General features: G+C 63.4%; 8 protein-coding genes. 7 read left to right on the forward strand and 1 reads right to left on the reverse strand.

Going from position 1 to position 15326, the window contains the following annotated elements; genetic code table 11:
• The first annotated feature begins 16 nt into the window (after positions 1-16).
• From rsmA to ACVWNW_RS04640, 4 genes are all read left to right on the forward strand, one after another.
• Positions 17-898, forward strand: coding sequence for a 16S rRNA (adenine(1518)-N(6)/adenine(1519)-N(6))-dimethyltransferase RsmA (rsmA, locus tag ACVWNW_RS04625; RefSeq protein ID WP_454483293.1), 882 nt, complete (start codon positions 17-19; stop codon positions 896-898).
• The gene (locus tag ACVWNW_RS04630) at positions 895-1815 is read left to right on the forward strand and encodes a 4-(cytidine 5'-diphospho)-2-C-methyl-D-erythritol kinase (RefSeq protein WP_454483295.1); all 921 of its coding nucleotides are present in this window, start codon (positions 895-897) and stop codon (positions 1813-1815) included. The genes rsmA and ACVWNW_RS04630 overlap by 4 nt, the downstream gene beginning before the upstream one ends.
• A 10-nt stretch (positions 1816-1825) precedes the next feature.
• Positions 1826-2437: a LytR C-terminal domain-containing protein gene (locus ACVWNW_RS04635; protein ID WP_454483297.1), complete on the forward strand. Its 612-nt coding sequence runs from the start codon at positions 1826-1828 to the stop codon at positions 2435-2437.
• Between the two features lie 233 nt (positions 2438-2670).
• Complete coding sequence (locus tag ACVWNW_RS04640; RefSeq protein ID WP_454483299.1) at positions 2671-6417, forward strand: RCC1 domain-containing protein; 3747 nt, start codon at positions 2671-2673, stop codon at positions 6415-6417.
• 150 nt (positions 6418-6567) lie between these two features.
• Here the strand turns inward: ACVWNW_RS04640 and ACVWNW_RS04645 are convergent, their stop codons facing one another.
• On the reverse strand, positions 6568-7980 hold the full coding sequence (locus ACVWNW_RS04645; protein WP_454483380.1) for a CCA tRNA nucleotidyltransferase: 1413 nt from the start codon (positions 7978-7980) through the stop codon (positions 6568-6570).
• 108 nt (positions 7981-8088) lie between these two features.
• Between ACVWNW_RS04645 and ACVWNW_RS04650 the strand changes: the two genes are divergently transcribed.
• The 3 genes from ACVWNW_RS04650 to ACVWNW_RS04660 are packed head-to-tail and all read left to right on the forward strand — an operon-like array spanning position 8089 to position 15118.
• Positions 8089-8730 carry an NUDIX hydrolase gene (locus ACVWNW_RS04650; protein ID WP_454483301.1) on the forward strand — a complete coding sequence of 214 codons (642 nt, stop codon included), beginning with the start codon at positions 8089-8091 and terminating at the stop codon, positions 8728-8730.
• On the forward strand, positions 8727-10922 hold the full coding sequence (locus tag ACVWNW_RS04655) for a DUF6049 family protein (RefSeq protein WP_454483303.1): 2196 nt from the start codon (positions 8727-8729) through the stop codon (positions 10920-10922). Before ACVWNW_RS04650 ends, ACVWNW_RS04655 begins: the two co-directional genes overlap by 4 nt.
• Positions 10919-15118 (forward strand): lipid II flippase MurJ, encoded by a 4200-nt coding sequence (locus ACVWNW_RS04660; protein WP_454483305.1) that lies wholly within the window; start codon positions 10919-10921, stop codon positions 15116-15118. Before ACVWNW_RS04655 ends, ACVWNW_RS04660 begins: the two co-directional genes overlap by 4 nt.
• Positions 15119-15326 lie beyond the last annotated feature (208 nt).

A 15326-nucleotide genomic window follows, 5' to 3' on the forward strand; every position in this document is an offset into this window, starting at 1 on the left:
CGAGCAGCGAACCGACATGAACACTGAAAACGAAAGCGACCGCCTCCTGGGTGCCACCGACATCCGACGCATCGCCGACCAGATCGACATCCACCCCACCAAACGATTGGGGCAGAACTTCGTCATCGATCCAGGAACTGTCCGCAGGATCGTGCGTTTGGCGGGGGTGGCATCCGACCAATCCGTTCTGGAAGTGGGTCCTGGTCTGGGATCCCTGACTCTTGGACTGCTGGAGACGGGCTGTCTGGTGACCGCCGACGAGATCGATCCCGTCCTGGCCAAGCAGCTTCCGCAAACCGTCCGCGAGCGCATGCCGGAGAGCCTGGACCGGCTGACCGTAATCAACCGGGATGCCCTGACCTTGACCCCTCAGCTGGCAGGCGACGCGGGCACGGCCACCGACCTGGCCATGGTGGCCAACCTGCCATATAACGTTGCCACTCCGATCATTCTGACCCTCCTGGCCCGGTTCGCCAATCTGAGCCGGTTTCTAGTCATGGTCCAGAAGGAGGTGGCGGACCGGCTGACAGCAGCCCCGGGCTCCAAGGTCTACGGCGCTCCCAGCCTGAAACTGGCCTGGTATGGGCATGCCGCCCAAGCGGGCAGGATCGGGCGCCATGTCTTCTGGCCAGCCCCCAACGTGGACTCAGCCCTGGTCTCCTTCACCCGGGACAAGGATGGACGCGGGCGCGGGGACGAGGGGACGAGGACCGAGGTCTTCGCCCTGATCGATGCCGCCTTCGGACAGCGCCGCAAGACCCTGCACGCCGCCCTGAAGGGTCTGGTGACCGTCGAAGCCTTCCGGGCAGCAGGCATTGACCCTGCACGCCGGGGGGAAACCATGACCATCGAGGAGTTCATCGCCCTGGAGCAAGCCCGCCGCGAGGTGACTGCGTGAGCCCGGCAGCCGGAAGGGACGGTGTGGGCCTCTACTGTCCCGCCAAAATCAATCTAAGACTTCGCGTCGGTCCTACCCGAACCGACCTTGGAGGACGACACCGCCTGGACACCATTTACAGCGCCGTGGGAATCTGGGACCGGGTGGAACTGCGCCCGACAGAACCTGGCAGCGGCTTCCGCCTGAGCTTGGAGGGTGAGCACCTTGGCGACCTGAACCGCCGGGATGCCGATCCACACGCCAACCTAGCCGTCAAAGCCCTCCTGGCCATGGCCCAGGCTACCGGGCACGAGCCTGATGTGGCCATCCACATCGTCAAACGGATACCGGTGGGCGCCGGCCTGGCCGGCGGATCAGCGGATGCTGCCGGAACCATGCTGGGCCTGAACCGGCTTTGGAATCTAGGGATGGCTGCCGCCGACCTGGATCGAATCGCTGCCAGTCTGGGCGCGGATCTGCCCTTCTGCCTGCATGGAGGGCTCAGCAGAGGCACAGGTTTCGGCCAGATTCTGGAACCCCTGGATCCTGATGGCCCGCAGGCCCAGCGGCTGTCCCGAGCTGGGCTGACCGGACACCTCCTGATCGGGGCCTACGAGAGCCAACTGAGCACAGCCCAGGTCTACAAGGCCTTCGATCTGATCGGACCCGGCTCCCACGATCTGAACGACCTGCAGGAGACCGCCTGCACTCTGCACCCGCGCTCACGCCAAGCTCTGGACCTTGCCCGACGGGCAGGCATCGGGCCGGCTTTCGTCTCTGGATCAGGCCCCTCGGTTGTGGTCATGGCCCCTCGGCCCGAGCAGGCAATCGCACTGATAAGGCTCTGGCGGGAGCAAAATGCCGTGGACAGGATCATCGAGGCTGACTCGCCAGTCCTGCCCAGGATGGTCCCACTGCGAGTCACCCATGGACAGTAGAGTAGGCAACATGACGAATCCCGAACCACTGGACGAACGCGAGGCCCGCAGGCAGTTCGTACGACGGCGACAGAAGATGGTCTTCACCATAGTCGTCAGCGCCCTAGTGGCCATCCTGGTCATATGCAGTCTGATCATCTTCGGGTCCATCGGGCATAACGCCAAACACACCAGCATCGCCAAGCCCAACTATGGGGTCGCCGTGCCCTGCCCGCCTGACAAGTCCAAGCTGGTCAACCACCCCGACATCCGCGTGCGGGTGCTCAACGGAACCAACAAGTCCGGTCTGGCCACTGCCCTGGCCTCGGCCCTGCGCAATCGGGGATTCAACATGCAGGATGTGGCGGACTATCCGGGCAAGACCGAGACTGCACGCACCGAGATACGCTTCGGGGCCTCGGCCATTGACCGTGGCTACACAGTGGGATCCCAATTCAACGATGCCGTGCTGATCATGGACGACCGCAGCGACGATCTGATCGACGTGGTCGTCGGAGCCACCTTTAACGATCTGAACGACGAGGACAGCACCTCTGTCGTGGGCCGCAAGATCGAAGCCATCAAGGGCTGCCAGGCCGACCCCTCCTCCATGAAGAACCTGCCCAAGGCTCCCAAGGCCTGACACCGCAACAATGTTGCCGGCCTGGCATCTCTCCCAGGATTGCGGACCCGGCTGTCGCAGAACCCTCAACCACAGGCGCTTGCGCGCGTGCTACAGTAGGGAGTACACCACCCTTGGGTCGTGGGTATTTGCGCGCTTGGTACAGTTTCTTAATACAGCTTCTTAGTACAGTTTGAGTGTGATGTCCGGGGGGATGCTGTAGCAGGCTCTGCGAAGAGGGGAGTCAACTCATCATGCGTCAGCATTCGGGCATGGCAGCCGCCGCCCTGGCCTTTCTCCTAGCCCTGTCCTGCACACCCGCTTTGGCCGGGAGCACCAGCAGCCCATCCGGAGCAGCCACGCCCACCACCCTGGACAAACAGCAGGAGGGAGAGAGTCTGGAGAACCCCTACGGGGATGATAGCCCGCAGGCCGCATCGCCGTCCTTCCCCCTGCCAACGTCCTCGCCCCTGAGCCACACGACTCCGACGCCTGCCTCACCCACGCGCGACACTGCCGGCGATGCTGCCGGCGTCCAGGACCGGTCTTCCGCAGCCTGGACGGTCAGCTTCGACACGGCAGGCGGCGGCAGCGTCGGCAGGCAGACCATTCCCGACGGGGGCCAGGCCAGTCGGCCCAGCCCCGACCCCGCCAGGGACGGATACCTGTTCGACGGCTGGTTCCAAGGCGACGTCGCCTACGACTTCACCCAGCCCGTCACCGGCAACACCACCCTCACCGCCCACTGGACCAAGGGAGACGGCCATTGGGCCATCAGCCCCAGCCAAGGGCCCATAGCCGGAGGCGCCAAGGTCACCCTCACACCGCCCGCGCAGCGCGGCATCAGATTCAGCCAGCTCAGCATGGGCGGCCTTCATTCCGCGGCCATCAGCTCGGACGGCAACCTCTACACATGGGGAGATAACGGTGCCGGCGAGCTGGGCGACGGCACCAACACCAACCGGTCCAGGCCAGTCCAAGTCAAAAAGCCCGAAGGCACACCAGAAAAATTCATTTGGAAACAAGCCAGCATAGGCTGGGACCATTCCGCGGCGTTCGGCTCGGACGGCAACCTCTACACCTGGGGACAAAACGGCCGCGGGCAGCTGGGCGACGGCACCACCACCAACCGGAACACGCCAATCCCTGTCAGCAAGCCTCAAGGCACACCAGAAGGATTCACCTGGAAACAATTCAGCCTAGGCGACTTGAATACCGCAGCATTCGGCTCGGACGGCAACCTCTACATCTGGGGAAACAACCAGTACGGGCAGCTGGGCGACGGCACCACCACCAACCGGAACACGCCGACCCTGGTCAGCAAGCCCCAAGGCGCGCCCGCCGGATTCACCTGGAAACAGGTCAGCCTTAGCTGCAACCATTCCGGAGCTATAGGCTCGGACGGCAACCTCTACACCTGGGGATGGAACCTCACCGGCCAGCTGGGTGACGGCACCACCACCGACCGGCACACGCCGACCCTGGTCAGCAAGCCCCAAGGCGCGCCCGCCGGATTCACCTGGAAAGAAGTCAGCATAGGCTGGCAGCATTCCGCGGCCATCGGCTCGGACGGCAACCTGTACACCTGGGGGCAGAACTACTTCGCCCAGCTGGGCGACGGCACCACCACCGACCGGCACACGCCGACCCTGGTCAGCAAGCCCCAAGGCGCGCCCGCCGGATTCACCTGGAAACAGGTCAACCTAGGCGACTGGCATTCCGAGGCGCTCGGTTCAGATGGCAGCTTCTACATCTGGGGAAGCAATGTCAGCGGCCAGCTGGGCGACGGCACCACCACTAACCGGAGCAGGCCAATCCCGGTCAGCAAGCCCCAAGGCGCGCCCGCCGGATTCACCTGGAAATACGCGATCCTAGGTTGCAACCATTCCGTAGCGATCGGCTCCGACGGCAACCTGTACACCTGGGGAGTCAACGGCAACGGCCAGCTGGGCAACGGCACCACCACCAACCGGAACACGCCCACCCTGGTCAACTTCCCCGGCGCCGCCGCACCCACCAGCGTCCTGTTCGGCCAGGCCAAGGCCACAGGGATTACGGCCAACCAAGACGGCACCTGGCAGGCATCCACGCCCAAGCATGAACCGGGGGGCGTGGACGTGACAGTCGGTTGGAGCCGGAACGGGTCCCAGCCGGACGACCACCTGCAATACACGTACATCGCCCCCGAATATCAAGTCGGCTTCACTTCCAAAAACGATTCCTGCCCCGCCCCCACGGGCATGCCCCCCAGCCAGTCCGTCACCCAGGACGGGCAGGCGGAACGCCCCTACCCGGACCCGAGGGCCGAAGGCTGCCTGTTCGATGGCTGGTTCCAAGGCGACGTCGCCTACGACTTCAGCCAGCCAGTCACCCATGACACCACCCTGACCGCCCACTGGACCAGGGAGGACACGCAGCACTGGTCCATCAGCCCGAACCATGGGCCCGAGACCGGCGGCACCGAAGTGACCCTGACTCCGCCCGCACAGCGAGGCATCAGATTCAGCCAGATCAGACTGGGCTACAACTATTCCGCAACCATCGGCTCAGACGGCAACCTGTACACCTGGGGAGGCAACGACGACGGCCAGCTGGGCGACGGCACCAACACCAACCAGAACAGGCCAGCCCAAATCGACAAGCCCCAAGGAGCACCAGCAGGATTCACCTGGAAACAGGTCATCCTCGGCGGCTGGCATTCCGCGGCAATCGGCTCCGACGGCAACCTCTACACCTGGGGGGATGACGGCAGCGGCCAACTGGGCGACGGCACCAACACCAACCAGAACACGCCAACCCTGGTCAACAAGCCCCAAGGAGCACCAGCAGGATTCACCTGGAAACAGGTCAGCCTGGGCGGTTTTCATTCCGCGGCAATCGGCTCGGACGGCAACCTCTACACCTGGGGATACAACAAGTACGGGCAGCTGGGCAACGACACCACCACCAACCAGAACAGGCCAATCCTGGTCAACAAGCCCCAGGGAGCACCAGCAGGATTCACCTGGAAACAGGTCACCCTCGGCGGCTGGCATTCCGCGGCAATCGGCTCCGACGGCAACCTGTACACCTGGGGAAGAAACGACGACGGCCAGCTGGGCGACGGCACCACGACCAACCAGAGCAGGCCAGTGCAAATCAGCAAGCCCCAAGGAGCGCCCGACGGGTTCACCTGGACACAAGTCAGCCTAGGCGAACATCATTCCGCAGCAATCGGCTCCGACGGCAACCTGTACACCTGGGGAAAAAACGACGACGGCCAGCTGGGCAACGACACCATCACCAACCAGAACAGGCCAATCCTGGTCAACAAGCCCCAACGAGCACCAGAAGGATTCACCTGGACACAAGCCAGCCTAGGCGACGGGGATTCTGCAGCTTTCGGATCCGATGGGAACCTGTACGTCTGGGGATGGAACAAATACGGCGAGCTGGGCGACGGCACCACCACCGACCGGCACACGCCAACCTTGGCGGGCAAGCCCCAAGGAGCGCCCGACGGGTTCACCTGGAAACAAGCCAGCCTGGGATGGTATCATTCCGCAGCCATCGGCTCCGACGGCCAGCTCTACACCTGGGGAAGCAACAGCAACGGCCAGCTGGGGCGCGACCCCTCCAACGCCTGGCCGTCCGGCCGGCCGGGCCCGGTCGGTTTCCCCGGAAAGCCGCAGACCACCAGCGTATGCTTCGGCCAGAATCAGGAGCAGGGCACGTGCCTCGCCGCAGGCAAGGATCTCAAGCCCAGCCCCGACGGCACCTGGAAGGTGACCACTCCCCCTTACACGCCGGGGCTGGCGCCCGTGGCCATCGACTGGACCCAAGACGGCAAACAGCAGGAAACCAACAAGGGTAACACCTATCAGTACCTGTCCATCGCCAGCCTGCCCCTGACCGGAGGCGACGGCATGCTCCTCCTGCTCGCCACAGGACTGCTCACCGCAGGAGCTGCCACAGCCGCCAAAAGCCGCCAAAAGCAGGCCCGCACGAGACAGACAGCATGAACACTTCACACGAGTAAGCAACAGCCCGGGCCCATAGGCGGGACGCCATCACACCCTCCAACCCCGAAAGCCAGAACCAAACGGCATCCGAATCCCCAGAATGCAGACCAGGGATGCTCAGCTAGGACTAGAGCCAGGCCTGACCTAGCCCTAGCCCTGGCTTTGCCACCAGTCCCACAGCTCCTGCTCGGCTGTCTGCCGGTCGACAGGGCCCTGATCCAGGCGGTAGTCCAGCATGTGCCGGTAAGCACGTCCCACCTGCGGCCCGGGCTTGAGGTCCAGAATCTGCATGATCTGTCGCCCATCCAAGTCGGGCCGGATGGCATCCAAATCCTCCTGCTGGCGCAATTGAGCCACCCTATCCTCCAGCTCGTCCATGGCGGAGGAGAAGACCTGAGCCTTGCGTTTGTTGCGGGTGGTGGCATCGGCCCGGGTCAGGCGATTGAGCCGCTCATAAAGCGGACCGGTCTCCCGGGCATAACGGCGGACGGCCGCATCGGTCCAGCGCTCGTCCACATAGCCATGGAAGCGCAGGTGCATGGAGATCAGGTCGCAGACGTCGGCGATCAGGTGGTGGTCGAAGCGCAGGGCTTTGAGGCGCTTACGGGCCAACCGGGCTCCGACAGCATCATGATGATGAAAACTGACCTTGCCACCGGGCTCAAAGCGTCTGGTGGCGGGCTTGCCGATGTCGTGCAGCAGGGCAGCCAGGCGCAGGGTCAGATCCGGGGCGGGCACAGGTCCGTCAGGTCCGGTCTCCAGGGCGATGGCCCGGTCCACCACCATCAGGGTGTGCTCGAAGACATCCTTGTGCCGGTGATGCTCGTCTATCTCCAGCTGCAGGGCGGGGACCTCGGGCAGAACGATGTCAGCCAGGCCGGACTGCACCAGGGCCTCGATGCCCTGGACGGGGTGTTCGGCCAGCATGAGCTTGGTCAGCTCATCGCGAATCCGCTCGGCCGAGACGATGCTGATTCGATCGGTCATGCGGGTGATGGCCTCTGCGGTCTCCGGGGCGATGGTGAATCCCAGCTGGGCCACGAACCGCACGGCCCGCATCATCCGCAAGGGATCGTCGTCGAAGGACTGGCGGGGATCCACCGGGGTTCGGAGCACCTGCTTGGCCAGGTCGTTGGCCCCCCGGTAGGGGTCTACAAAGACCAGGTCGGGCACCCGCAGGGCCATGGCATTGACGGTGAAGTCGCGCCGTGAAAGATCCCCCTCGAGGCTGTCCCCATAGTCCACCTCGGGCTTGCGGGAATCGGGATCGTAGGTGTCTCGCCGGTAGGTGGTCACCTCCACCTTGACCTCGGTGCCGTCAGGACGCCGCCGCAGCGCGCCCAGGGTGCCGAATTTACGCCCCATGTCCCAGAAGCCCGACCCCCAGTGACGCAGAATGGGCTCGAACTGCTCGGGTCGGGCCGAGGTGCAAAAGTCCAGGTCGTGGGAGGGCCGGTGCAGGAGCAGATCGCGTACAGGACCCCCTACCAACGCCAGTTCATATCCCTGCTCGGCGAAGAGGCGCCCGAGCTCAATGGCCTCCGGCCAGACTTGGAAATCCACGCTCACCCTTTCCTACGGAGTTGATGCGCCTACTAGCATACCGTTACCCCACCTGCACATTACCTTACGTAAAGTTGGAGTATGATTACGCCCGCAGACATGGCGCGCATGCTTGAACATAGCGCCAACTCTGCGGACACCCATGCCCGCGGCCAGCAGAGGCGGGACCATCTTGTGGAAACCGTAAGCGAACGTCTGGATCCGCAGGTCCGCGAGCACATACAGGCAGAGGATGACGCTCCCACGCCTGCCCTCATGCCCCGGCATAAGCAGGCACCAGGACCTTCGACCTTTGCCTCCCTGGATGCCCAGGAACTGCCCGTGGTGCGCGAGTATTCGGCGGGCGGACTGATCTTCGACCGGCATGACCGGGTGGCCATCATCGCCCGGCACTCCCGCTCAGGCCACCTGGAATGGTGCCTGCCCAAGGGCCATATCGAGAAGGGGGAAACACCCGAGCAGACGGCGGTGCGCGAGGTTCACGAAGAGACTGGGATACTGGGCCGGGTAACCGATTCCATCGCCACCATCGACTACTGGTTCACCGGAACCAACCAACGGGTCCACAAGTTGGTCCACCATTTCGTCCTGCGGATGATCGGCGGCTCCCTGAGTGTGGAAGGCGACCCCGATCATGAGGCCGAAGATGCCATCTGGGTGGACTTCTCCGACCTGACCTCGGTGCTCAGTTACCCCAATGAGCGTAAAATAGCCTGGCTCTACGCGAGGAAGTACAAAAAACAGCCATGATCCAGACCCCCCTGCGCCCGAGCGAGCGCACCAGCCAGCACACTCATGCCTTCAATCGGTGGACCCGGTGGGCTCGAATCCTGCTAACGATCGTCCTTCTGCTGACCCTGGTGATGGCTCCTTGGCATCCGGCACCAGCCTTGGCTGCCACCAATCATCAGAGCTCAGCCGAGGTGGCCCTGCGCTGGTCGACGCCAGTGGTGACCGACAAGTCCGGCTACACTCTGCGCGCCGCGGTGACCAACACCGCCAACCAACCCATGGAGAATGCCCATCTGAGCGTGTCCACCAGCGCCCTTTACTCCTTTAGCTCCCGGGCCGATATGCAGGCATGGTCCGAAGGCCACGCTCGCATCCCCACCCCGGACGTGCTGGGTACGCAGACCGTACCGACAATCCCGGCAGGGCAGAGCGTCGAGGTTGCAGTCAACGTGCCGGCTGATCAAGACGCGATCAAGAAGATGACCAGCTGGGGGCCCAAACCTGTCCGGCTCTCCCTGAGCGACGATCAGGACCAGGTCCTGGGCGACGTGTTCACCTTTCTGACCCGGACCTGGGACGGCCTGCCTACCGCAGGCACCCCCGCCCTGGCCCTGACCATGGTCATGCCGCTGACCTCCTCGGACTGGAACATTGACGACAAGGCCATGACGGCGCTGATGACCCAGTCAGGTTCGGGCAACGATAAAAACCGGAGCGTGACACTGACCCGCCAAGGGGCCCGCCGCCAGGGGGATCAGAGCCAGCTGCTGGCCAAGCATGGGTCCCTGCAGGCCCTGGGCGATCCGGTCTATCTGTCCGCCTTCGCCAATCGTCCCCAGATCCAGGGGCTGATTCAGCCGGCCGACTTCGACATCACTGGGTATGCCTCCCAGAATCAGGACCGCTATGCCCAGGCTGGGGTCACGCCCGGATCCTGGAGCGCCAAGACCTCGGCCAAACTCTATGCCGACAGCGCGCCTGACACATACGCCTGGCAGGGCAGACAGGAGTGGACCGTGGAGTCCATCACCGCCGCCCGCCGTGCCGGCTATCAGACGGTCATCGCCCCCCAGGGCTTCGAGGTCGATGCCGGCACCTCCGCCCACACGGGCAAGTACACCATCGAAACCAAAGCCGGAAAGGTAACCGTCCTATCGGCCCAGCGCGAGCTCAGCAACCTGGCCAGGGGCCACCCCAGCTCCACGCGTGCCACCGGGGAGCAGACCCAGGCCGGGCAGACGGCCCGCTTCATAGCCCAGAGCGCCTTCTATCAGATGGAACAGCCCTACGCCGAACGTTCCCTTCTGGTCTGTTTCGATACCGATGAAGACACCCAGCAGGCGGACCGGATCATGACCGAATTGGAGCATGCCCCATGGATCAGCCTGAAGTCCATGGACAACCTGATGCAGGCACCCGACTTCACCGGCGGGTCGTCGGGTCTGCTCAAGGCCCTGGAGCTCGACAGCACCAAGGGCAGCGCCAAACATGGCGATGGACCGACAGGCACCCTGGACTCCCTGATCGCCAGCCGGGCTGAGATCGACCGGTTCGCTACCACCATCCTGGCTGACGGCAAGCAGGATTCCCAACCCACCGCCAGCGCCACGGCAGGCAAGACCGACAGCCAGGCTCTGGCCCGCCAGGATGCCGACGCCACCGCACGCCAGCCCAAGGATCCGCATCAGTGGCTGAGCCAGCTGACCGCCGCCCACGACGACCTGGCTCTGAAGTCACTGGGCGGAACCGCAGCCGCCGCCGGTTTGGCCGATCAGGCCGAGGCCATGTCCCGCCGACTCCTGGATGGTGTCAGCATCACGCCCAGCGAATCTCTGAACGTCGTCAGCGAGACGGCTTCCATGCCAGTGACCGTCAGCAACAGCCATCCCTACCCTGTCCACGCCCGCATCAGCGCGCGAACCGACTCCATGGAGATCGTCACCTCGCGTATGGCGGAGGTGGTCATTCCCGCCCGATCAGAAGCCCAGGTGACCTTCAAGGTCAGAGTGGCAACAGCCGGCAGAGCCAATGTGGATATCGGTCTGCTAGACCGCCAAGGCCGACCCTTCGGCCAGGTGCGCCGGGCCCAGATCACCAGCAATCTACGGCTGAGCGACATGAGCGGCCTGATCATTATTGTCATCGCCGTGCTTCTGGGACTCCTGGGGCTCTGGCGGCAGTTCCACCGTACGAAGGACCCGGACGAATGAGTTCCGTAGGGCGCAATTCCGCCATCATGGCCACGGGCACCGCGGCCTCCCGTGTGACCGGGCAGATCCGCACCATCCTGCTGGCAGCCGCCATAGGCACCACCGGAATCGCGGCTGACGCCTACCAGACCGGCGCCATGATTCCTCAGGTCATGTTCACCCTGATCTCGGGCGGCATCTTCAACGCCGTACTGGTCCCGCAGATCGTACGCACCCTCAAGGAGCGGGACGCAGCAGACCGGCTGAATAAGCTGATCACGGTCGCCATGGTCCTCCTGGCCCTGTTGACCCTGCTGCTGATGCTGGGCACCCCGGTGCTGACCACCATCTATCTGAACTCCAAGTGGAACCCGGCCCAGCGTGCCCTGGCCAACTCCTTCACCCTCTGGTGCATGCCGCAAGTGTTCTTCTATGGGCTCTACACGGTCCTTGGTCAGATCCTGGCCGCCAAGGGCCGGTTCACTGCATACGCCTGGAGCTCGGTGGGCGCCAACGTTATCAGCTGCCTGGGCTTCCTGGTCTTCATCTTTCTGTTCGGCAACGCACGCAATCAGCCGGTCGGCTTCTGGGACGACGGTAAGGTGGCCTTGACCGCTGGAGCCTGGACCCTGGGCGTGGCCTTCCAGGCACTGGTCCTCTTCATCCCCCTGATCATGAGCGGCTTCCGCTATCGCCCTCGCTGGGGTCTGCGTGGAATAGGCCTGCGATCCATGGGGTCGGTAGCGGCATGGAGCATGTGCGTGGTCATCGTCGACCAGCTGGCCAACGTGGTCAATGCCCGCATCAACAATGGCGCGCCCCTTGAAGGCAACCCGTTCGACATCGCTGGCAACGGCTCCTATCAGAACGCCTACACCATCTTCATCCTGCCCTATTCTCTGGTAGCCGTCTCGGTCAGCACGGCCCTCTTTCCCAAGCTGTCCAAAGCGGTTTCGGACGGTCGCATCGGGGATGCCCGCAATGATCTGAGCCAAGCCCTGCGCAACGTCGGACTGGTCATGTTCTTCTTCGCCGCAGTCCTGTTGGCAATTCCAGTGCCCATCACACGAGCCCTGCTGCCCTCGGTAAGCGTCCATGAGTCTGTCCTTATCTCAGGACCGCTGATAACCCTGTCCCTGGGGCTGGTCCCCTCAAGCGCCTTCCTGCTCATTCAGCGCACCTTCTACGCCTTTGAGGATGGGCGGCATCCTTTCATCTTCGCAGCCGTCTCCAACACCATCCAGGTAGCACTGGTTCTGGTATCCATACGCTTGTTCCCTCCCCGCTACTGGGCAGCGCTGGTGGGTCTGAGCCTGTCCCTGAGCAGCATCCTCAGTTTCCCTGCCCTGACTCACATGCTGCGCAGTCCCTTCCAAGGAAATCTGGACGAGCGGCGGATTCTGACCACTTACGCCAAGGCTTTCCTGGCTGCGGGATTGGCCCTGGCAGCCGCCCTGACAGTCAAGACCCCGGTGACCCACCTAGTCGGCGCCTGGATTCAGGGCCGACAGGGCCACATGAGCTGGGTGCAGGCACTCTTCATCTGCGTGGTCATCACCCTGCTGACGGCGGTCATCTATGTCGTGACCCTGGTAGCCCTGCGCACTGAGGAATTCACCCAACTCCTGATCGACCTGGCCCGTCGACTGGGCAGGACAGCCCGGCACCCCGTCCGCAGCATGGACGCTCTACAGGGACGACCCTCCCGGCTGGCCGACCGCTCGGTCAGGGTGGTGCACTCCTCCTCCCCTGACTCCGCTCTGCCCGGCATGGACGCAGCACTGGAGAACTTCGAAGAGGCCCATGAGTCCGACGCTGATGGAGAATCCGCGATAGCCGGACCCCCACCGGCCCCTCCGGCCCAGCAACCCGTTAGGATTGTACCTAGGAACAGCAAGGTCCACCACGGTGTCGCCAACTACAGGCGACGCCCCACTTCTGATGAGAGCTCGGCAACCATGAACGCGCATATCGGAGACACCATCCTCGGCAGATATACCCTGGTCACCCTGCTCCGCCGCGCGAACGGTCTGAGCGCCTGGCGGGCCAAGGACAAGGTCCTGGACAGGGACTGCCAGCTCTTTATCGCCGGGGATTCCACCTGCATGGACCGGATCAACGTCAACGCTTCCAGCCTGGCGCTGAACAAGGACCGCCGCTTCACCCCGGTCTACCAGCTGCACACTCGTGACAAGGTCTCCCTGATCGTCACCGCCCCCGATGCCGGCATGTCCCTGAGGGACTACATGCACGGACCCGCCGGGGGAACGCTCAGCGACCGGGCCATCGGCACCATCATGGGAGAGGTCACCGAGGCCATGCGCACCCTGCATGCCGCCGGCATGGTCGACTATGCGGTTTCCACGAGCACCATCAGGCTGGCACCAGCCTCGATCACCCTGGCCGATGCACCTATATCGCCCATGCTCGAGCACCCGTCGGTCTCGACTGAGATGGGATTGACGGACGAGGAGTATGCCATACACGAGCTGGCCGGCGTGCTCTATGCCATGCTGACCAGACGGGCCAATCAGGACGGACGACAGCCTAGTCTGCAGGAGCTGCCCAAGCAGACCCCGGAAGAGTTCAAAATCATCTGCATGCGTGGGCTGGGCCTGGCTAATGAGCAGGGAGCCGTGCCGGTTCCGCTGGTCACCTTGGCAGAGCTCTCGGCCCTGCTCAGCCCCTGGGTCCCGCCAGAGGAGCTGACCGACAGCGATCTGATTTGGCCTGAGATGGACGGCCGTGCCTCCATCGAAGCCGTGGCCCTGCGCCCGGTGAATCCCAAGAATGTACTCCCGCTTCCCGCGGGGCTGACCTCCTCGGCCCTGCCTGCCGCGCAGACCGTATCTCACCATGAGCCGCACTGGAAGACCAACCAACTGCTCTTTCCCGGTCGCAGCGAGATTGAAATGCTCAATCCAGAGGATACGGATACCGACCTCTTCTCGCTCTTTGACGAGCGCCAGCGGCTGCGCTCGCTGAACAGCTCCTCCCGCAAGACCGCAGCCATGGATGTGAGCGCACTCAGGGCGACGGCAGCCAGGCCCATAGCCATGAATGAGGAAGAGTCCAAAGCTGTGACCGGACGGGTGCCGATCGTCAAAAGTGATCAGCGTAAACCCTCCGAGGCTCTCAGCGGCAACGGCGTGACTGCCGACAATCCCGTGGAGCGAGGCTTCTCCCAGTGGGACTTCCACAAGTCCGGCAGCAGCCAAGCCAAGGCAACCTCCAACCTGAGCGCCCCACAGGGCAACGTCGATTCGCGTGCGCGCCAAGCAGGAGCTGCGGCTGCCGAGCCTATTGTCGCAGGAGAATCTGCGGCCCGGAATGCACACTCCCCTTCCGCCGCTGCTGACAAGACCAAGGCACCTAGCAAAGCGCCCAGCCAAGCGAACCGATCCTTTAAGAACCACGATTTCGATGAGGAGGAGCAGGAAACCACAGTTATGGAGCCGCTGCCCCCCAGCTTCACGCCTGAAATCCACTCCATGCCCGCTCCGGTGACTTACTCGGTTCTTCCCGACGATGAGCAGGATAATGATCTGGACGATGAGGCCGATATGGCTAACACCCGCCTGTTTGGCCGCTTCACGACTCGCTCAGTGGTTATTGCCATAGCGGCGGTAATCGTTGTGGTGGCCCTGGTCTGGGCCCTCTCGACCATTACCGGGTCCCGATCCAAAGTCGGCAAAAGTGAAGGCGGCTGGCCGGTCATGTCCAACGTGCCCTTCCCAGGCAAGACCAATGAGAGTGAAGAAGCAACCCCCTCCAGCAATGACAACGGCGATGACCAGGCTCAGGCCGGCAATGCCAGGAACGACAAGGTCAGCCACGCTGACAAGAAGGCAGGCAAGGTTCCCGATCCGCCCAAGCCCAAGAACACCACGGCCTATCCGATTAGCCGCCAGCTCTTCCTCAACAAACCCGCCGGCCTGCAGGGCTATGGGTGGTATATGCATCTGACTCAGCCGGAAGAGGTCTCTCGCCTGACCATCGTCGCGCCTCAGAGCGGTGGCCATGCCCAGATCTATGCGAATTCCACGGCGGCTCAGCCCAACCAAGGACAGCCGCTGGCCGACTTCAGCTTCGATGCCTCCGGAACCACCCAGGTCACCCTGCGAGAACCGGTGACGACTCAGGACCTGGTCGTCTGGGTCCCCATGGATGGCATGCCAGGAAACACCCTGCGCTTCACTTCCGTTCAGGCTTTCTGAGCATGACTATGGGTCGACGGCAACAAATGCGAATCATCCCGACGTCGACCCACAGACCACTCGTCGACCGCAATTGCCTGCAAGCCCCATGGACCCAATCAGCCAGACATGGCTGCCTACCCATCCGTATGCCGATACTATGGGTGTACCGAAATGGTAATGTGTTGGATTTTTCCTCCTACATAGCGTCCGCAGGTAATACAGTTTC

It is taken from the genome of Bifidobacterium sp. JNUCC 75, from assembly GCF_054819865.1.